This window comes from Pseudonocardia abyssalis (genome assembly GCF_019263705.2).
Lineage (GTDB): Bacteria > Actinomycetota > Actinomycetes > Mycobacteriales > Pseudonocardiaceae > Pseudonocardia > Pseudonocardia abyssalis.
This window is the reverse complement of sequence record NZ_JADQDK010000001.1, coordinates 2255265-2274855: the sequence shown is the minus strand read 5'-3', so window position 1 is coordinate 2274855 and position 19591 is coordinate 2255265. Positions and strand designations below refer to the sequence as shown.

The following is a 19591-nucleotide window of genomic DNA, read 5'->3' as shown; positions in this document are numbered from 1 at the left end:
CCCCGACGGCCCGCCCGGTCGCCGGGTGGGAAGCACGCACGGACGAGCTCGAGGGCAAGGTGGTGGCGGTGACCGGCGGGATCCGGGGCATGGGGCGGGAGGTGGTGCTCGCCTTCGTCGAGCGGGGCGCGCGAGCCTGCGCGGCCCGTTCCGGCTCACCGCGGTGGTCGGGTCGCGGATGGCCCGGGGCGCGGGCGGGTCGATCGTCGACATCGGGTCGATCGAGGCGATCCGGCCGTCGACGGCGGGTGGCGCCGAGCCCCGGAATACCACGTGTCCCTCCCGGTTTTACTTGAGCGTTCACTGAACTGAAGGAGGGTCGCATGACGAGCACCCGGACCCCGCCCAGCACGCTGTTCGCCCGCGCACACGGCCTCTTCGACGTGGGTGAGTTCGCCGCTGCTGCGTCGATACTCGCGGAGCTGGCGTCGGGACTGGGCGACGAGACCAGCGCCGATGCCCTGACCGTGCGCCTGCTGCTGGCCCGCGCGTACTACCACTCCGCGCAGCTGCACCGCGCCGAGGCGCAGACGCGCGCGGTGCTCGCCGCGGACCCCGCGAACGGCTACGCCCACCTGCTGCTCGGGCGGACGCTGGAACGTCAGAGCCGGCATGCCGAGGCCGCGGGGCCGCTGCGGATCGCCGCGGCGATGGGCGCAGACCGATGAGCACGGACCGATGAGCACGGACCGATGAGCACGGACCGATGAGCACGGACGACCAGGAAGGTGCCCCGATGGAGATCGGGATCGACAACTTCGTGGCGGCCGACCCGGCCGTCGACCCGGCGCAGCAGATGCAGGACGTGCTCGCCCAGATCGCGCGGGCCGACAGCGCGGGCGTGCACACCTTCGGGATCGGCGAGCACCACCGGGAGGGCTTCCTCGACTCCGCGCCCGTCACGATCCTCGCCGCCGCGGCGGCGATCACCGAGCGGATCCGGCTGCGCAGCGCGGTCACGGTGCTCAGCGCCGACGACCCGGTGCGCGTCTTCGAGAGCTACGCGACGCTCGACCTGATCTCGCGGGGCCGGGCGGAGCTCGTGGTCGGCCGCGGCTCCTTCACCGAGGCGTTCCCGCTGTTCGGCCTCGACCTGGCGGACTACGACGACCTGTTCGAGGAGAAGCTCGACCTGCTGCTGCGGATCCGCGACGACGCGCACCCGCACTGGTCCGGCCGCCTGCGCGCCCCGCTGACCGGCCAGGGCGTGTTCCCCCGTCCGCACCAGGCGCAGCTGCCGATCTGGCTGGGCGTCGGCGGCACGCCGTCGTCGTTCGTCCGGGCCGGGGCGCTCGGGCTGCCCCTGATGGTCGCGATCATCGGCGGCGCGCCGCGTCGCTTCCGGCCCCTGATCGACCTCTACCGGGAGACCGGACGGCGGGCGGGGCACCCGGCGGAGCAGCTGAAGGTCGGGGTGCACTGCATCGGGTTCGTGGGCGACACCGACCGGCAGGCCGCGGACGACTTCTACCCCGGCCACGCCGAGATGTTCACGCGGATCGGGCGCGAACGGGGCTTCGCCCCCGTCACGCGCGCCGGGTACGAGGCGCAGCGCGGACCGGACGGACCGTTCCTGGTCGGCGACGCCGAGACGGTGGCGAACCGGGCCCGGGGCATCTCCGACGAGCTCGGCGGCATCTCGCGCCTCACCGTCCAGATGACGAACGGGCGGATGCCGCACGAGACGATGCTGCGCAGCATCGAGCTGCTGGGGTCGAAGGTCGTCCCGCTGGTCGACGGCACCGCGGGCCGGGCGTCCGGGGCGAGGACCTCGGGCTAACCGGGCGGCGGGGTCCGGGTCGCCGCGGCGAGCAGCGCGAACCCCTCGTCGAGGCTCACCCGCGGCGCCCAGCCCAGAGCGTCGCGGGGGCGGGTACGCGGTCGGGGTGGTGCCGATCCGCACCGCGGTCCCCGACCGGGGGCCGCACCTCCGCACCCACCGCCGGTCCGCCGGCGGCAGGGAGGGCGCCATGACCATCCCCGTGATCGACGACCCCAACCCCGGCGAACGGCGTCACCGACGGGGCGCGATGAGCCTGTGGAGCAGGCCCACCGGTTCCGGGTGGACCGATCCCGACGGCCGGGTGTCCGGCGAGGACGTGGCCGGGGACGCGGCACTGGCGTCGAACCGCGACACCGGTGACGAGCACACCGACCTGACCGGCGACCCGGGGTCGGTCACCGGGACGGGTCGCACCGGCGAGTTCGTGGGGCGGACCGCGGGCGACGACCTCGGCCACGCCGGCGAGACGGGGGCCGAGCGCCGGGCGGAGGCCGAGCGTGGGGCGGAGGCCGGCGACGGGGCGCACCCGTGACGGTTCGGCGGAACGCGGCCGCCTGCGGGAGCGGCCGGGCGTGACGGACGGGGGCACGCTCGCCGGGGCGATCGCGGAGGCACTGCGCCGGGAGCTGTCGGCCCTGCCCCCGTCGCCGGCGGACGGGTCGCGCGGGTCGCCGCGCGGGTCTCGGTGCAGAACCCGCCGCTCGTCCCGGGGGGCATGCCGGAGGACCTGATGCCGCAGACCCGGCCCGGTCTCTGGCTGGTGCGGGAGACCGGGCCGGGCCGAGGCCACGGCGCCGGCCCCGCCGGTGTCCGTCCGGGTAGCTCTCCGGGGCGCTTCGGGAGCGCGTTCTGCTGCTGGTGCGAGGCGCCGCCGGGGCCGATCTCGTCGATCATGTGCTGGGCGTGCACTCACGTCCGGTCCTGGGCACGACCGAACCCGGGCCGTGGGGTTTCCGGCCCCGCACCGTCCCGGCGGCGGTGCCCAGCCCTGCCCTGTCTCGTCCGGACAACGGGATCGCGTTCTTCTATCTGCGCGACCCATCGGCTGCCGAGGGTGACGCAGGGCACTGTGACGGCGGTAACGGAACGGTCGGATCCGTGGTCGGGTCGACCGGAACGACGACAGCGCACCATCACGTTCAAGGAGGAACCGGTATGGCCGACGTTCTGGCCGAGGGCTACAACGTCTTCGACACGTCCAAGTCCCCCAGCGGGACGGTGAAGTACCTGTCCTCGCCCGCCGACGTCATCAGCCTCATCCAGTCCGGCAAGCTCCAGGAGCACATCCTCCTGGTCCGCGGCGGGACCACCACCTTCCTGGCGCCGGCGCTGAGCATGGGCGCGATCGGCGTGATCACGATGTCGGGTGCGCCCGAGTCGCACTTGGGGATCCTCTCGCGCGAGTTCCAGACGCCGTGCGTGATGACGGCCCACCTGACCGGTAGCGACTCCCGTTACGTCGTGGGCGCCACCAGCGACGAGCACTTCGCGGAGATCGCGCGGGAGCTCGACGGCAAGAAGGTCCGGCTCGACTGCACCGACGACGAGGTCGGCCGCATCGTGGCCGACGACTGAGCCCCGACCACCGACCTCCCCGCCGACCGGACAGGAGCACACAGCAGTGACGACGACCGAGGGCAAGCGCGCCACCTACAAGCAGCGGTACGAGGCCGGCGACGACGGCCTCCGCTTCCAGGACCTCACCTACACCGGCAACTTCGTCGGCATGGAACCCGTCACCGACGGGATCAAGGGCGACAAGATGATGAAGGCCCGCGCGAAGAGCGGGGTGCTGGAGAAGGTCTCCAAGGACGACGTCCTCAAGGACCAGTTCTCGATCGACGAGCTGAACGACCTCAACAACTACCTCGCCTGGAACATCTGGGACGTGCTCGTCATGCGGGCCACCGAGGGCGAGTCGGGCATGATCCCGCGCCAGGAGTACGAGATCCTGGCCTTCATGCACGAGTTCTACCGGTGGCCGGAGATCCTGCGCATGACCACCGCGGAGGTCGGCGGGGCCCAGGGCGTCATGGACATCGGGGCCAGCGCCCGCCGGGAGATCGGCACCAAGGTCAACTCCGTGCACGACTGGGCCATCGGCGCGGTCGGGTTCGGCATGGGGCGCTGCGGCCTGCTCGCGCTGGAGACGATCGGCGCCGACGACTACATCCCCGAGTCCAACGAGATCCTCAAGTTCATGCAGCGCGTGCTGTGGGGCAAGCGCCAGGACGGCTACCTGCTCAACTCGCAGGACCGCTACCGCTGCCAGATCCACGAGCAGGACTTCCTCGACCAGCTGGTGGCCCAGGTCGAGCCGATCGAGCACGGCAGCCCGAAGCACAGCGCGTTCACGCAGTTCAACGCGGCCGCGGAGCTGCTGTCGTTCCTCGACCACTACGACTGCCGGCTGGGCCTGGGCGACACCGGGCCCTACGAGCTGCCGGACGGGAACATCCTCATCCTGCGCGACCTGTTCGTGAACGAGGAGGTCTTCCACTGGAGCGACGTCTGCGAGGACGCGAAGCTCCCGCACTGCTACACGCTCGCGCTGGTGATCGACCCGAACCGGATGGGCCTCAACGAGATCCGGGTCAACGACATCTCGACCACGTTCACGCGGCCGAAGAACTACATCGAGGCCATCGTGGGCGGGGCGGTGTTCGCCCGCGAGAAGTGGAACACCCCGATGGGCGAGGTCTACCCGATCAAGATCGACGACCTCGGTGAGCACCTGGAACGCGTCCGGACCGCGACGCTGAAGCTCTACACGAAGACGTCGAAGATGTGCCGCCGCGACCTGATCTGGAACGGGCAGTACGTCTACTACATCGACATGATCCTCCCGCACCTGCGCAAGGCCGGCACGTACGAGAAGGCCTGCCGCGACTACGACCTGTGGGAGATCGACCAGCGCGTCTCCAACTACTACTACGACATCACCAAGCGCGGCTTCGCGCAGGAGACGGTGCCCAGCAAGATCTTCTCCGGAGCGGGCTACCTGCCCTTCTCCGACAACGCCGACCTGCGCAACTCGAAGGGCCGCTGGCTGTAGCGGAGTAGGTCCCACCTCCCACCCCAGCCGATCATCCGGGCGGCGCGGCCACCCCGCCGCGCCGCCCGGTCCCGTGGAGGGATACCCATGTCCGATCTGGACAAGGTCGACTACGACGTGCTGAACGTCGTGGCGCTCAAGAAGATGGCGTCCGCACCGACGATCGCCATCGACACCGGCGTCGACGCCGCCGACGTGACTGCCGCACTGGCCCGGCTGTCCGCGCAGGGACTCGTCGTCGTCGTCGGTGACGCCGCCTTGCCGACCGACGAGGCGGAGCCCGCGCTCGCCGCAGCCGCCTCGGAGTACTACGCCGACCTGCGCGGCGATCCCGAGGTCGGGGAGCTGGTGGAGAAGTTCGAGACGGTGAACTCCCAGTTCCTGACCACGATGTCGTCCTGGCAGCAGATCGACGTCGGGGGCCGCAAGGTCGCCAACGACCACACCGACTCCGAGTACGACGACAAGGTGATCTCCCGCATCGAGAAGCTCGTCGCGCGGCTCGGGCCGCTGCTCGCCGGGCTCGCCGGGCACGACGGCCGGTTCGCCGCGTACCCGCGCCGGTTCGCCGCGACGATCGAGACGATCGACGCCGGGCAGCACGACTTCGTGTCGTCCCCGACGAAGGACTCGGTGCACAACATCTGGTTCGAGCTCCACGAGGATCTGCTGCGCACCCTCGGCCGGGAACGCACGGAATGACCGGTCTGACGCTGACCTTCACCGAGGCCGATCCCGCCGACGTCGACCGGCTCGGCGGCAAGGGCGCCGGGCTGGCGCGGATGACGCAGCAGGGCCTGCGGGTGCCGCCCGGGTACGTGATCGGCACCGACGCCTGCCGCAGCTACCTGGCGGAGAAGGCGGTGCCGGGCGGGCTGGTCGACGAGGTCTTCGCCCGGCTCACCGAGCTCGAGGCGGCCACGGGCAAGGCGTTCGGGGGCGGGCCGGTCCCGCTGCTGCTCTCCGTGCGCTCGGGCGCGCCGGTCTCGATGCCGGGGATGATGGACACCATCCTCAACCTCGGCCTGGACCGGGGCGCCGCGGTCGCCCTCGCCGAGGCGACGGGCGACGCACGGTTCGTCGCCGACCTCGTCGCCCGCTTCCACGCGATGTACGCCGAGACGGTGCTGGACGCGCTCGACCCCGGTGCCGGGATCGACGCACTCGTCGAGGCGGTCGACCCGGGCGAGGACGCGGGTCCGGTCTACGACCGGGTCTGGGCCGCGTGCGAGCAGGCGCTCGCCGACGACACGGGCGACTCCGTCCCCGACGACCCGCGCGCGCAGCTCGTCGGCGCGATCGAGGCGGTCTTCCGCTCCTGGAACACCCGCCGCGCCCGCACCTACCGCGACCACCACGGCATCCCGCACGACCTCGGCACCGCCGTCGTCGTGCAGTCGATGGTGTTCGGCAACCTCTCGGCCGACTCCGGGTCCGGGGTCGTGTTCACCCGCAACCCGGTGACCGGGGAGCCGGGACTGTTCGGTGAGTACCTCGCGCACAGCCAGGGCGAGGACGTCGTCGCCGGCACCCGCACGCCCGATCCGGTCACCGAGGCGCTCGCCCCCGACGTGCTCGACGAGCTGCGCACCACCTGCGACGACCTCGAGCGCAACCACGGCGACGTGCTCGACATCGAGTTCACCGTCGAGCGGTCGGCGCTGTACTTCCTGCAGGTCCGCAGCGCCAAGCGCACCGCGGAGGCCGCCGTGCGGATCGCCGCCGACCTCGCGTCCGAGGGCCTGCCCCTGGAGCAGGCGCTGCGCCACGTCACGCCCGCGCAGATCCGGCAGGTGCAGCGCCCGGGCTTCGACGACGCCGAGGTCGAGCGCGCCCGGGCGGGGGACCGGCTGCTCACCACCGGGATCGGGGCCTGCCCCGGCCAGGTCAGCGGTGCGCTCGTCCTCGACTCGGACCGGGCCAAGGAGCAAGCCGACGCCGGGAGGCCGGTCATCCTCGCGCGGCCGGTCACCAGCCCCGCCGACCTGCACGGGATGATCGCGGCGCAGGGCATCGTCACCGCCACCGGCGGCTCCACCAGCCACGCCGCCGTCGTCGCGCGGGCGCTCGGCACCACCTGCGTGGTCGGGGCGTCGGAGATCGTCGTGGACGAGTCCGCCCGCACGGTGCGCGTCGGCGACCGCACCCTGGCCGAGGGGGACGAGGTCTCGCTCGACGGGGCCTCCGGTGAGCTGTTCGCCGGTGGCTTCACGACCTCCACCCCGGCCGCGGCCACCGCCGCGCTCGGTGAGCTCCTCGGCCTCGCGGCCGGGGCGAGCGGGTGCGCGGTGCTGAGCCGCGTCACGCTGCCCGCCGACGTCGCCGCGGCGCGCGACGCCGGGGCGGCCGGCCTGGTCACCGCCGTCGACGACGTGCTCGCGGCCACCGGGCACCTCGACGGTCTCGTCGCGAGCCTGCTGGGCGACGGCGACGGCATCGACCGCATCGCCGACCTCGTCGCGCAGGAGTTCACCCCGATCCTGGAGGCGGCGGGCGACGGGGAGGTGGGCGTGCGGGCGATCGACCTCGTCGCCGACGAGGCCCGCGAGCTGCTGCAGCAGACCGCCGTGACGACCCGGCACCCGGAGCTGTCGGTGCCGCTGGGCCGCCCGGCCCTGATCGAGGCGCAGCTCTCCGGGCTGGCCAGGGCCCTGGCGGACTCCGGCGGGCGGGCGACGGTGCACCTCGCGGTACGCCACCTGTCCGACCCGGCGGAGGCCCGGGCGCTGCGCGCACTCGGCGAGGGCACGGGGATCGGCGTCGGCGCCTACCTGACCAGCCCGCGTGGAGCACTCGGTGCGGGTGCCATCGCCGAGGCGGGCGACGTCGTGTGGCTGGAGGTCCGGGCGGTCCAGGCCGCGATGTTCGGGCTGCCCGCCCGGCAGCTGCTCACGGCCGAACCGCTCGACGGGTACCTGGCCCGGGGAATGCTGTCGTGTGACCCGCGCACCACCGTCGACCCGTCGGTGCAGACGCTGCTCGCGCACGTCGCCGACGCGGCGGCGGCGGTGCCGGGGTGCCGGGTCGGGCTGCGCCTGTCCGGCGAGGTCTCCCAGGAGGCCGCCGGGCAGCTGCTCGGGCTGGGGTTCCGGCGCTTCGCGGTCGACGCCGCGGAGACTCGCCCGCTCGTACTGGCTCTGGGCCGGGCGGCGCTGGGGGTCTGAACCCACGTACGGAGGACGACCGACGCCCCGCTTCCCCGGCGGGGCGTCCGTCGGGTCGGTTCAGGCCAGCAGGCCCGCGCGCAGGCGGTCCAGGACCCCGTCGTCGATGCCGCGTGAGCGCGACCACCCCTGCGCCCCGCCGTGGAGCCGGTCGAGGCCGTCGAGGAAGCCGCGGATCGTGTGCTCGTGGGCCTGGTAGACCTCGGCGGGGACCGCCGCCATGTGGTCGCGGTAGCGGGGCCAGCCGCGGAACCGCTCGATCACGCGCGCCATGTTCTCCCCGGTGCGGAGGTAGTCGGCGACGATCTCCTCGTCGTCGACGCCCAGGAGCCGCAGCAGCATCGCGGTGACGAGCCCGGTCCGGTCCTTGCCCGCGGCGCAGTGCACCAGCACCGGGCGTCCGGCGAGCGCGCTCACGACCCGCACCACCGTGGCCAGCGGCGACGCCGGCGACCCGAGGTGCTCGAGGGAGAATTGCAGGCTCTGCTCGGCCGGGGGCAGGTCGGAAACGGGGAGGTCGCGCAGCGGGGCGTTGAGGTAGCTCACGGGCGTCGCCGCGAGCGGTCCCCGACCCTCCGTGACGGCCTCGGGACCGATCCGCAGGTCGACGATCAGCTCCAGGCCCAGCTCGTCGACGAGGTAGGAGACGTCTGCGGGGCTCAGCGCCTGGAGGGTGTCGCTGCGGAACAGGGCGCCCCGCCGGATCGCCCGGCCGTCCTGGGTCCGCAGGCCGCCGAGGTCGCGGAAGTTGAACGCGCCCTCGATGGCCCTGGCCCGTTCCTCAGCCACGTCGGCACACCCGTCGCACCGCGTCGAGGAGCTCCTCGGACGCGGCCGGCGCGGACATCCGCCCGGGTCGGGCCGAATCCGGTCGGGACGCGGCCGACGGAGCGGCGGCCGGGGAGTGACCGGCCGGGGAGTCGGACGCCGCCGACGACGCACCGGTCCGGCGGGCCCGGCGGACCGCAGCCGCGGCCCGGACCTGCGCGGCCGCCGTCCCGTCGCCGCCCGCCACCGCCGGTGCCGCCGCCGCTGATCGTGTCGCCACCGCCGGGGGCCCCGCGGGAACCGCGCACGCCCCCTCCGCCGGCCGCGACGCGGCGTCGCCCAGCAGGTGCGCCGCGATCTCCTGCGGCCACAGCGCCACGAACTCCGCGCCCGCCGCCGTCAGCTCCTCCACCGAGTGCATGCCCCAGGCGACGCCGACCACGCGGATACCGGCGGCCAGTGCGTCGCGGACGTCGCCCGCGGTGTCGGTGACCAGCACCGTGCTGGACGGGCCGGGGTCGAGCCGCCGACCGCCCTCGTCGTAGTCGGCCGCGCAGCGGCGGCCGAAGCCGCTGCCGGAGTCGGCGAGGAACGCCCCGATCGCGGCCCGCTTGTCGGGCGCCACGTCGCCGCCGAACACGTGCGCGAAGCAGAACGCGAGGTCGTTGGCCACCAGCACGCGCCGCAGCACCTGCATGGCGTTCGACGACATCACCGCGAGCGTGCACTCGCCCGCGAGCCGGCGCACGACGTCGGTGACCCCGGGGACCAGCGGCGGCGTGTACTCCTCCCGCAGCAGTTCCAGGAACGCCGCCTTCGCCTGCGCGGCGTGCTCGTCGTCGCGGCACAGCGTGCGGATCGACTCGAAGACGTTGCCGCGGAACAGGTCGAAGTACTGCTCGGGCCGGTCGATGCCCAGCTCGAACCGCTTGCTGATCCGCTCGAAGATCTCCCACGAGGCGATCCGGGTCTGGACCAGCGTGCCGTCCAGGTCGAAGATCACCGCGCGCACCGGGGGGAGCGGGGCGCTCACCGGGTCACCCCGTGCCGTGGACCCGGTGGTACGCCGCGCCCAGCTCGCCGAGCCCGATGAAGTCCATGCACTCGCCGTAGCCGGTCTGCCCGCCGCACGTCCAGCGCAGCAGCGCGTTGTGCCCGACGGTGCCGGGCCACGCCTGCCACGGGAAGGTGGTGAGCGCGGTGCCCTCCAGGTCCCAGGTGCGGTCGGAGGAGTCGGTGACCGAGACCTCGATGGCGTCGGGGTAGAAGCCCGCGCGGTGGGTCGTGCCGCCACCGGCCTTGAGCCCGTGCAGCTCGCCGTGGTCGAGCACGTAGCCGTGGGTCATCGTCAGGGGCGACGCCCCGTCCGGCCCGGCCCCGGTTCCGAAGTCGAACAGCGCGTGCACCGCGAAGTCCGTCGAGAAGTGCGCGTGCAGCCAGCTCAGGCGCGATGTCTGGCGCTCGGCCCGCACACCCCAGCTGTGGTCCATGGTGGACACGCAGTCGATCGGGGTGGTGGCACCGCGCAGGCGGATCTCGCCCTCGACGTGCCCGGTGAGGTCGAAGTGACCGGCGTAGGCGTGGCCCCAGGTGAGGTCCATGTCCTTGTCGGCGGCCATCGGGTCCTGCTCGGGGTCGTTGACGTCGTAGGGGACCGACAGTCCGGTGAAGCGGAAGTGCAGCTCGAGATCGGCGTCGGGGTCGGAGTAGTCGACGTCCCAGACCTTGTTGGGCTCGCTGCAGACCACCTTCAGCCCGTTGGCCAGCCGGTAGTCGAGCAGGTTCGACGGCTGCGGGACCACGAGGTGCTCCCAGGCGTCCCAGTAGTCGGCCGCCCACGGCATCGTCACGCGGCGGCTGTTGACCGACACCGTCGATCCGACGACCCCGATCGGCTCGCGGAACAGGCCGTACACGCCGATGTTCATCGGGGTGTCGGTGTCCTGGCCCGCGTAGAGGCCGAAGTAGTTGGTCTCGGCCCACAGCGGGTCGTCGCTGGTCGGGGCATGGAACTGCGCGTCCTCGGGACGGATCACCGATGAACCCTCCTCGCGTCGGTGCCCCGGACACGCCTGGTGCGCCTCCGGACCCGCCCAGAGTGTCCGGTCGGGTGGGAGCGATCCAGTGCGTACGCGGACAACGGCTCCGCGCGACCTTGTCCCGGCGGGATAGGGCCAGGTGTCGATCCGTCGACCTACTGTCCGGCCGTCGGCAGCTCGCCCCGTGATGCCACCGGCACCGACGGAGGTGACCGCCATGCAGTTGGCCAGAGTGCTGGGCCAGGTCGTCTCGACGGTCAAGCAGTCGGGACTCGACCGGTTCACGCTCCTCCTGCTCCAGGACTCCACCGGTGAGGGCCCGCAGGATGTCGACGGCCCCGTCTACGTGGCCGTCGACCTCGTCGGCGCCGGCGTCGGCGAGATCGTCCTGGTGGCCTCGGGCGGTGCGGCGCGGGTCGCCGCGGGAGCCGACGCTCCGACCGACCGGGCGGTGGTGGCCATCGCCGACACGGTGATCCGCGGCGGCTCGGTCACCTACCGCAACACCTGACGCACGACCGACCACGACACACGACTCACACGGAGGACCGCATGGCGACACCGACCGGTGGCACCGGAGCTCCCGCGATGCGCGGAGCGCTCGGGCTGATCGAGACGAAGGGCCTGGTCGGCGCGATCGAGGCGGCCGACGCGATGGTGAAGTCGGCCAACGTGCAGATCGTCGGGCACCGCGAGATCGGTGGCGGTCTCGTCACGGTGATGGTGCGCGGCGACGTCGGCGCGGTGAAGGCCGCGACCGACGCGGGCGCCGTCGCGGCGGCGAAGGCCGGCGAGGTCGTCTCCGTCCACGTGATCCCGCGCCCGCACGACGAGACCGAGGGCATCCTCGCGATCCTCACGCGCCCGAAGGCCTGACGGCCGGTTCCGTCCCGTCCCCGACCGACCGACCGACCGACCGAGTCTTCGAGGTGTAGGAGATGACCGCATCCCTGGATGCCGACCTGACCGGTCTGGCCGACGTGCGGGCGAAGGCCCGCGCGGCCCGTCGGGCGTTCGACGAGCTCGAGGGCGCCGACCAGGCGACCCTGGACCACATCGTCCGCGCGATGGCGCTGGCCGGCACGAAGGCCGCCGAGGAGCTCGCACGCCTCGCCGTCGACGAGACCGGTTACGGCCTGTACGAGCACAAGATCTACAAGAACCGCTACAACACCGGCTTCGTCGCGAAGTGGATGCTGGAGCGGCGGGCCGTCGGTGTGCTGTGGGTCGACGAGCAGTCCCGCGTCACGGCCGTCGGCACCCCGATGGGCGTGATCGCGGGGATCATCCCGGTCACCAACCCGACGTCCACCACGCTGTTCAAGAGCCTCGCGGCGGTGAAGTCGGGCAACGCGATCGTGCACGCGCCGCACCCGCGCGCCGCGAGGTGCACACTGCGGACGGCGGAGATCATGGCCGAGGCCGCGGTCGCCGCCGGCGCCCCTGAGGGCCTGATCTCGTGCATCGAGAACCCGACGCTCCCGGCCACGCAGGAGCTCATGCGCCGCCCGGAGATCGCGCTGGTGCTGGCGACCGGCGGGCCCGGGATGGTGCGGGCCGCGTACTCCAGCGGCAAGCCGACGATCGCCGTCGGCGCGGGCAACGTCCCGGCCTACGTCGGCGTCAGCGTCCCGGACGCGGCCGAGGCCGCCGAAATGATCATCACCTCGAAGTCGTTCGACAACGGCACGGCGTGCGTCGCGGAGCAGTCGGTCGTCGTCGCCGAGGCGGTCGCAGCGGCGTTCCTCACCGCGTTCGCCGAGCGCGGCGCGTTCTGGCTCAACGCGCCCCAGCAGGAGCGCCTGATCCGGGTGCTGTTCGACGACCGCGGCGCGCTGCGACCGGCCGCGGTCGGCCAGACCGCGGTGAAGCTGGCCGAGCTCGCCGGCTTCGCGGTGCCCACGACCACCCGGGTGCTGGCCGCCGAGCTGGACTCGGTGGGCGTCGACACCCCGCTGTCGCGGGAGATCCTCGGGCCGGTGCTGTCGGTCTACCGGGTCCGCGACGCCGCGCAGGGCTGGACGCGGTGCCGGGAGATCCTCGCCCTCGACGGCGAGGGGCACACCTGCGCGGTGCACGCGGCCGATCCCGCGGAGATCGCCCCGTTCGGGACACTCCCCGCCGGTCGCATCGTGATCAACACCCCGGCGCTGTTCGGCGGGATGGGGTACTCGACCGACGTCGACCCGTCCTTCCAGCTCGGCACCGGCACCTGGAGCGGCTCGATCTGCTCCGACAACGTCACCCCGCTGCACCTGATCAACATCAAGCGCATCGCCCACGAGGTGCGGCCGTGGCGGACCGTGTACGACCCGGTGGAGCTGTGAGCGGGGAAGACCCGCGGCAGCTGCTCGAGACGGCGTCCGGGATGGTCGGCGCGACCCCGGACGGGCCCCCGGCCGGTCCGCTTCGGGTGGGCGTCGACCTGGGCACGGCCAGCTGTGTGCTGGTCGTGCTGGACGCCGACGACCGGCCGGTCTGGGTCGACAGCCACCCCTCCGCGGCCCTGCGCGACGGGGTGGTCGTCGACGTCGCACGGGCGACCGCCACGGTGCGGCTGCTGAGGAACCGGGCGGAGGAGGCACTCGGCGTCGTACTCACGTCGGTGGCCACCGCGTACCCGCCGTGCATCCCCGTGAAGGACGCGCGCGCGTGCACCTACGTGTGCGAGTCGGCCGGCTTCACCGACGTCGTGCTCGTCGACGAGGTCACCGCGGCGCAGCGGACACTGAAGGTCGTCGACGGTGTCGTCGTCGACGTCGGTGGCGGCTCGACCGGCGTCGGGGTGTTCCGCAGCGGGCGGCTCGACGCCCTCGACGACCGCGCGGGCGGCGGACACCACCTCGACCTGGTGCTGGCGGGGGCCCTCGGGCTGTCCGTCGAGGACGCCGAGGTGCACAAGCGCGCACACCAGCGGGAGTCACTGCCCGTCCTCGTCCCCGGGCTGCAGCGCATCGCCGAGTCGGTGCGGGCCATGACCCGCGACGCCGAGGAGCTGCCGCTGCACCTCGCGGGTGGGGCCCTGATGATCACCGGCGCGGGAGACGTGCTGGCCGAGTACCTGGAGCGCACCGTCGTGTCCTATCCGCACGCCCTGCTCATCACCCCGATCGGCATCGCGAGGTCCGCGGCATGAGCAGCCCCCGCCCGACCCCCACCCTGCGCACCTACGCCTTCGTCGACCGCATGCAGCCGCAGTGCGCGGCGCACATCGCGGCGACCAGCCCCGGCGACGTCCCGCTGGCCGGGATGGCGGAGCTCTACATCGAGATGGCCCCCGGCAACGAGGTGTTCCGGGCCGCCGACATCGCCCTCAAGGCCGCGGGTGTGCGCCCGGCGCTGCAGATCATCGAGCGCGAGTTCGGCCTGTTGGAGATCCACTCCGAGCAGCAGGCCGAGGTGCTCGCGTCCGGCCAGGCCGTGCTCGACGAGATGGGCCTCACCGAGGCCGACCGGATCAAGCCGGTGATCCACTCGACCCAGTTCATCACGAACGTCCACGCCTACCAGGCGCAGCTGCTCAACAAGTGGCGCAAGGGTTCGATGATGATGCCGGGCCAGAGCCTGTTCGTGATGGAGGTGGCCCCGGCCGCCTACATCGCCGTCGCGGCCAACGAGGCCGAGAAGGCCGCCAACATCACGGTGATCGAGCTGCGCGCCGTCGGCCGGTTCGGGCGCATGTTCCTCTCCGGTACGGAGAGCGAGGTGCAGACCGCCCGCGACGCCGCCGTCGCCGCGCTGGAGGGGATGCACGGCCGGGAGGACAAGAAGTGACGGTCTTCGGCGCCTCCGACGTCGACGAGGCGGCGCGGCGCGGCATCCTGGCGGTCGGGGCCCGCGACATCGTGACCCCGCTGGCCCGCGAGCGGGCCCGGGAGCTGGGCGTCGAGATCGTCCTCGCCACCCCGGGCACCGCCGCCGCGGTGGCGGGGGACCGCAGGTATCCGTCGTCGTCGGTGCCGCAGCCGGGTCGCGGCGCCGGGTCGCCCGGGACCCCGTCGTCCGCCACCTCCGCCGCGGTGCGGCCCCCGGCTGCGGGGCGGCCCATGCCGTCGCCCGCCGGTGCCGCAGCGAGCCGGGCCGCGGTGGGGCACCGCGCCGAGGTGGCCCCGCCGCCCGTCCGCCCGCCGTCGGGCGCGCTGTACCGCCGTGGCGCACCGCTGCCGCCCGAGGTCCGCCCCGCCGGCACCGGGCCCGGCCGGCCCGGCGGCCCGGGGCACCGCGCCGGTGGACGGGTCGTCGTCGTCGGCGCGGGGAACGTCGGGACGATCATCGGGATGCGCCTGGCCGACGCCGACGTGTTCGACGAGGTCGTACTGGTCGACGTCGACGAGGGCCGCGCCGCGGGCATCGCGCTGGACCTCACGCACACCGCGGCGCTGAGCGGGTTCGCCACGCGCGTGCGCGGGGCCGGCACGGTCGAGGCGGCGGGGGCCGCCGACTACGTGGTCATCACCGCGGGGAAGGCCCGGCAGCCGGGGATGAGCCGGTCGGACCTGATCAGTTCGAACGCCGCGATCGTCGGCGACGTCGCCGCACGGGTCGCGGACACCTCGCCGCGTGCGGTGGTCGTCGTGGTCACCAACCCGCTCGACGAGATGACCCAGCACGCCTGGCGGGCGTCGGGCTTCCCCCCGGAGCGCGTGCTCGGCATGGCCGGGGTGCTCGACACCGCGCGCTTCCGGGCACTGGCCTCCCTGGGCGGCACCACCCGCGCCGACCGGATCGAGGGCTGGGCGCTCGGCAGCCACGGCGAGGAGATGGTCATCCCGCTGTCGCAGGCCAGCGCCGACGGACGGCCGCTGGGCCCGGAGGTCGACGCCGTCGTCGACCGGGCCCGCGGGTCGGGGGCCGAGGTCGTAGGGCTGCTGAGGACGGGCAGTGCGTTCCTGGCGCCGGGGACGTCGGCGGCGCGGATGGTGCTGGCCATGGCCGCCGACAGCGGCGAGGTCATGCCCGCCGCGGTGCTGGCCGACGGCAGCTACGGCATCCGCGACGTCTACGTCGGCCTGCCGGTGCGCCTGGGACGCGGCGGGGTCCGCGAGATCGTCGAGCTGGACCTGCGCCCCGACGAGCTCGCCGCGCTGCGCGCCGCCGCCGACCGGATCCGCGAGCGCGTCGGAGCACTGGCGGTCCCGGGATGAGGGCGGTCGTGTTCGGCGGCGACGGCCGGGTGAGCGTGGAGTCGGTCACCGACGCCGCGGTCGCCGACCCCACCGACGCCGTCGTGCGGGTCCGCCGCGCCGCGGTCTGCGGCACCGACCTGCACATCGTCTCCCACGCCGAGCACGTGCCGCGGGGCACGGTCCTCGGGCACGAGTTCGCCGGGGAGGTCGTCGAGGTCGGGCCCGCGGTGGTGGGCCACCGCGTCGGCGACCGGGTGGTCGGGGCCGACTTCACCGCCTGCGGCACCTGCTGGTGGTGCCGCCGCGGTGACCACTGGGAGTGCGGGCAGCGCCGGTTCTTCGGCACCGGAGCCGCGTTCGGTCCGGCGCTGGCCGGGTCCCAGGCCGAGCTGGTGCGGGTCCCGTTCGCCGACACCGTCCTGTGTGCGGTGCCCGACGACGTCGCGCTGGACGCCGCGGTGTTCCTGGGCGACACCCTCGCCACCGGCTACGCGGCCGTGCAGCGCTGCGGCCTGCGTCCGGGCGACACGGTCGCGGTACTGGGCGGCGGACCGGTCGGGCAGCTCACGAGCCTCGCCGCGCAGGCCTGCGGGGCGGGGGTCGTGGTGGTGAGCGAGCCGGTCGAGCAGCGGCGGGCGCTGGCCGCGGGCGAGGGCGCACTGGGCACCGATCCCGACGGGGCGCGCGCCCTCGTGGACGAGGTCACCGACGGCCGCGGGGCCGACGCGGTGATCGACGCCATCGGCGGTCCGCGCGGGCTCGAGTCCGCGTTCGGGCTCGTCCGTCGGCGGGGGACGATCGTCTCGGTGGGGGTGCACGCGGACCCGACCTGGCCGTTGCCGGTCGCCAGGGCGTTCGCCGACGAGCTGACGCTGCGGTTCGCCATCGGCGACCTCATGCGCGACGGCGACGCGCTGCTCGCCCTCGTGCGCTCCGGGGCGGTCGATCCGACCGTCGTCGCGTCCGAGACGGTTGACATCGACGGCGTTCCGGACGCGTATCGGCGCATGGCGCAGCGACGTACGCTCAAGTCGCTGATCGCGTTCTGAGCGGCGGAGGCACCGATGACCCTGTCCGAGCTGGATCTGCGGGCCCAGCGCGACAGCCTCGCCGACCTGCTGCAGACCCTGCCCGCCGACGTCGGCGAGGCCGCCGGTGACCTCGCCGGACGCGCCTCGCTGCTCTCCGGCACGCCCGTCACGGTCGCGGCATGGACGGGGGAGCGCTGGACCGCCCTCGCGGGGCCCGGCACCGGTGTCGCGGGCCTGCCCCAGACCGGTGTGACGAACGGGAGCTGCCGGTCCCGTCAAGGGGTGATCGCCGCCGACGGCGGATCGGTCGCCGTCTGCTGGGACCCCTCGGCCCGGTGGGAGCCCGAGTGGACGAGCCTCCTGCGGCAGGCGTGCGCGTGGCTGTCGCTGCTGCTACGGCAGCAGACCACCACCCGGGAGATCGACGCGGCGGGGGCGGAGGCCGGGGTCATCCGGGACGTCGTCCGCCAGCTGCTGTCCGTGCGCGACGTCGACCGCCTGCTGCTGTCGGTGGCCGAACGCACCATGGGCCTGCTCGACGCCGACATCTGCGGGGTGATGCTGCGCGAGGGCGACGTGGTCCGGATGCGCTCGTGCGTGGGCAACCGCGTCGCGGAGACCGCGCGTCTGCGGATGCACCGCGGCCAGGGCGTCGCGGGGCTGGTGTTCCTGACCGGTGAGCCGGCGAAGGTCGACTCCTACCTCGACGACGAGACGATCAGCCACGACTTCATGTCGCTGGCCGAGCGCGAGGAGACGCGGTCCGCGCTGGCCGTGCCGCTGCGGCTGCAGGGCGAGTTCATCGGCGTCCTCGAGGTGTGGCGGCGGCGCCGGTCGATCTTCACCGAGCACGACATCCGCCGGATGGTCACCCTGGCCGACTTCGCCACGATCGCGATCGACAACGCGCGGCTGCACGACGAGCAGGCCGCGTCCACCGCGGAGACCGAGCGTGCCCGCGACGCGCTGCAGCACCAGGTCGCCGTGCTTGACCATTCCTCCCGGCTGCAGCAGACGCTGCTGACCACCGTCATCGAGGGCGGCGGGCTACCCGCGATCGCCCGCACCGTCGCCGTCGAGCTCGACTGTGAGGTCGGCGTCTACGGCCCGGACGGCGCGATGATCGCCTCGCACACCGGGTCGCAGGTCGTCGGATCGCTGCCCGGGCGGCTGCCGGAGTCGGCGGCCACCCGGCGCGCGGTCCCGCGGGAGCCGACCCACTGGATCCGGCCCGTCTACGCCGACGGCGACCAGGTCGGCCGGGTGCTGCTGGTCCAGGGGCGCCAGTCCTCGGAACTGATGGAGGCCGTCGCCGGGCAGGTCGCGATGGCGTGCTCGCTGGCCCTGCTGCGCCAGCGCGCGGCGAGCCGGGCCCGGTCCGAGGCGATCGAGCAGGTCCTGTGGGACCTCCTGCAGGGGCCGGTCGAGCACCGCGTCGCCGCCCGCACCCGCGCGCAGCAGCTGGGCGTCACCCTGACCGGCGCCCTGCGCGTCGTGCATGGGCAGATCGACAACGTCGAGGACCTCGCCGCGCAGGAGGGCTGGGACACCTCGCAGACCGACCGGGTCCGTCGCGACGTGCTGCGCACGGTCCGGTCCCTCGACGACGGCCGCGGGCTGACGCTCGCGAGCCTGCGCGGGGACCTGCTCGTCGCGATCGCCGCCGACATCGACCCGGCCGCGGCGAAGGACCTCGTCGCGGCCGTCTCGGCCGCGGTCCACCGCGACCAGCCCGGGCTGCGGGTCACCTGGGGGGTCAGCCGCGAGCACGACGACGCCATCGAGCTCCCCAGCGCCCTGAACGAGGCCCGCACCGCGCTGTCGGCCGCCCGGCGGCTCGGCGGGCACACCGCGTTCCTCTACGAGGAGCTCGGCATCGTGCGCCTGCTGCTCGGCACCGGTGACGACCCGGACCTGCAGACCTTCATCGACGACGTGACCGGGCCCCTCGTCGCCTACGACCGCGACAACGACGGGGCACTGGTCCGGTCCCTGCGGGTCTTCTTCGAGTCCGACTGCTCGCAGCGCGTCGCGGCGGAGCGGCTGTTCATCCACCACAAGACCCTGCGCTACCGCCTCGAGCGGATCCGTCAGCTCACCGGCCTCGACCTGAGCCGCCACGAGGACCGCATGCGGGCCGACTTCGCGCTGCGCCTGCTCCAGATCAACCGGACCGCCACCGAGGAGACCGGCTGACGGCCCGGAGGGTCACGCGGTCGGGGTGATCGCCTGAGCGAGCACGCCCTCGGTCTCGTCGTGCGGGCGAGCGATGACGTGGCTGGTGTACAGCTCGCCCACCCGCAGCGCGGCGGCCCTGCCCGCGGCGACCGCCGCCGTGACGGCCCCGACGTCGCCGCGCACCACGATGGAGACCTGGCCGTTGCGCATGGTGCGATAGCCCTCGATCACGACGTTCGCGGACTTGACCATCGCGTCGGCCGCCTCGATGGCCCCGACCAGGCCCTTGGTCTCGACGAATCCCACTGCACCTGCCACGGCGGTCTCCTCCTCCGGGTGGCGTCCGGCGCGCCCTCGCTCTCCCGAGGGCTCGACGCTAACCCGTCGGGCGGCGCCGGGAGCTGTCCGCGCAGGACAACGGGCTGCCCCGGTGTTGTCCGCCGGGGG

At 73.6% G+C, this 19591-nt stretch carries 19 protein-coding genes; 15 read left to right on the top strand and 4 right to left on the bottom strand.

Annotated elements, in window-relative coordinates; all coding sequences use genetic code 11:
- Positions 1 to 323 precede the first annotated feature (323 nt).
- The 7 genes from I4I81_RS10875 (at position 324) to I4I81_RS10845 (ending at position 8002) form a co-directional block, all read left to right on the top strand.
- Entirely contained in the window at positions 324 to 668 is a 345-nt protein-coding gene (locus I4I81_RS10875; RefSeq protein WP_218603376.1) for a hypothetical protein, read from the top strand.
- A gap of 38 nt (positions 669 to 706) precedes the next feature.
- Positions 707 to 1780 (top strand): LLM class flavin-dependent oxidoreductase, encoded by a 1074-nt coding sequence (locus I4I81_RS10870; protein WP_225924537.1) that lies wholly within the window; start codon positions 707 to 709, stop codon positions 1778 to 1780.
- 190 nt (positions 1781 to 1970) lie between these two features.
- Positions 1971 to 2315, top strand: coding sequence for a hypothetical protein (locus I4I81_RS10865; protein ID WP_225924536.1), 345 nt, complete (start codon positions 1971 to 1973; stop codon positions 2313 to 2315).
- A gap of 623 nt (positions 2316 to 2938) precedes the next feature.
- A complete protein-coding gene (locus I4I81_RS10860) occupies positions 2939 to 3358 on the top strand; it encodes a PEP-utilizing enzyme (protein WP_218603375.1) in 420 nt (139 codons plus the stop codon).
- A gap of 46 nt (positions 3359 to 3404) precedes the next feature.
- Entirely contained in the window at positions 3405 to 4838 is a 1434-nt protein-coding gene (locus I4I81_RS10855) for a hypothetical protein (RefSeq protein ID WP_218603374.1), read from the top strand.
- A gap of 87 nt (positions 4839 to 4925) precedes the next feature.
- Complete coding sequence (locus I4I81_RS10850) at positions 4926 to 5540, top strand: hypothetical protein (RefSeq protein WP_218603373.1); 615 nt, start codon at positions 4926 to 4928, stop codon at positions 5538 to 5540.
- Positions 5537 to 8002: a pyruvate, phosphate dikinase gene (locus tag I4I81_RS10845; protein WP_218603372.1), complete on the top strand. Its 2466-nt coding sequence runs from the start codon at positions 5537 to 5539 to the stop codon at positions 8000 to 8002. The genes I4I81_RS10850 and I4I81_RS10845 overlap by 4 nt, the downstream gene beginning before the upstream one ends.
- 60 nt (positions 8003 to 8062) lie before the next feature.
- On the opposite strand, the gene I4I81_RS10840 is transcribed toward I4I81_RS10845, so the two are convergent.
- The 3 genes from I4I81_RS10840 to I4I81_RS10830 are packed head-to-tail and all read right to left on the bottom strand — an operon-like array spanning position 8063 to position 10806.
- Positions 8063 to 8791, bottom strand: coding sequence for a tyrosine-protein phosphatase (locus I4I81_RS10840; protein ID WP_218603371.1), 729 nt, complete (start codon positions 8789 to 8791; stop codon positions 8063 to 8065).
- On the bottom strand, positions 8784 to 9803 hold the full coding sequence (locus I4I81_RS10835) for an HAD family hydrolase (RefSeq protein ID WP_218603370.1): 1020 nt from the start codon (positions 9801 to 9803) through the stop codon (positions 8784 to 8786). The genes I4I81_RS10840 and I4I81_RS10835 overlap by 8 nt, the downstream gene beginning before the upstream one ends.
- A 4-nt stretch (positions 9804 to 9807) precedes the next feature.
- On the bottom strand, positions 9808 to 10806 hold the full coding sequence (locus tag I4I81_RS10830) for a DUF7064 domain-containing protein (protein WP_218603369.1): 999 nt from the start codon (positions 10804 to 10806) through the stop codon (positions 9808 to 9810).
- Positions 10807 to 11026: 220 nt separating this feature from the next.
- Here I4I81_RS10830 and I4I81_RS10825 point away from each other — a divergent pair, with 220 nt between their 5' ends.
- The 8 genes from I4I81_RS10825 (at position 11027) to I4I81_RS10790 (ending at position 19162) form a co-directional block, all read left to right on the top strand.
- On the top strand, positions 11027 to 11320 hold the full coding sequence (locus I4I81_RS10825; RefSeq protein WP_218603368.1) for a EutN/CcmL family microcompartment protein: 294 nt from the start codon (positions 11027 to 11029) through the stop codon (positions 11318 to 11320).
- Between the two features lie 77 nt (positions 11321 to 11397).
- Positions 11398 to 11685: a BMC domain-containing protein gene (locus tag I4I81_RS10820; protein WP_218603378.1), complete on the top strand. Its 288-nt coding sequence runs from the start codon at positions 11398 to 11400 to the stop codon at positions 11683 to 11685.
- Between the two features lie 62 nt (positions 11686 to 11747).
- Entirely contained in the window at positions 11748 to 13136 is a 1389-nt protein-coding gene (locus tag I4I81_RS10815) for an aldehyde dehydrogenase family protein (protein ID WP_218603367.1), read from the top strand.
- Complete coding sequence (eutJ, locus tag I4I81_RS10810; RefSeq protein WP_226363879.1) at positions 13133 to 13945, top strand: ethanolamine utilization protein EutJ; 813 nt, start codon at positions 13133 to 13135, stop codon at positions 13943 to 13945. Before I4I81_RS10815 ends, eutJ begins: the two co-directional genes overlap by 4 nt.
- The gene (locus I4I81_RS10805; protein ID WP_218616014.1) at positions 13942 to 14583 is read left to right on the top strand and encodes a BMC domain-containing protein; all 642 of its coding nucleotides are present in this window, start codon (positions 13942 to 13944) and stop codon (positions 14581 to 14583) included. Before eutJ ends, I4I81_RS10805 begins: the two co-directional genes overlap by 4 nt.
- Positions 14580 to 15953, top strand: coding sequence for a malate dehydrogenase (locus I4I81_RS10800; RefSeq protein ID WP_218602894.1), 1374 nt, complete (start codon positions 14580 to 14582; stop codon positions 15951 to 15953). The genes I4I81_RS10805 and I4I81_RS10800 overlap by 4 nt, the downstream gene beginning before the upstream one ends.
- Complete coding sequence (locus I4I81_RS10795) at positions 15950 to 16984, top strand: alcohol dehydrogenase catalytic domain-containing protein (protein WP_218602895.1); 1035 nt, start codon at positions 15950 to 15952, stop codon at positions 16982 to 16984. Before I4I81_RS10800 ends, I4I81_RS10795 begins: the two co-directional genes overlap by 4 nt.
- Before the next feature lie 15 nt (positions 16985 to 16999).
- Positions 17000 to 19162 carry a helix-turn-helix domain-containing protein gene (locus tag I4I81_RS10790; RefSeq protein WP_218602896.1) on the top strand — a complete coding sequence of 721 codons (2163 nt, stop codon included), beginning with the start codon at positions 17000 to 17002 and terminating at the stop codon, positions 19160 to 19162.
- A gap of 12 nt (positions 19163 to 19174) precedes the next feature.
- On the opposite strand, the gene I4I81_RS10785 is transcribed toward I4I81_RS10790, so the two are convergent.
- On the bottom strand, positions 19175 to 19462 hold the full coding sequence (locus tag I4I81_RS10785) for a BMC domain-containing protein (protein ID WP_218602897.1): 288 nt from the start codon (positions 19460 to 19462) through the stop codon (positions 19175 to 19177).
- Positions 19463 to 19591 lie beyond the last annotated feature (129 nt).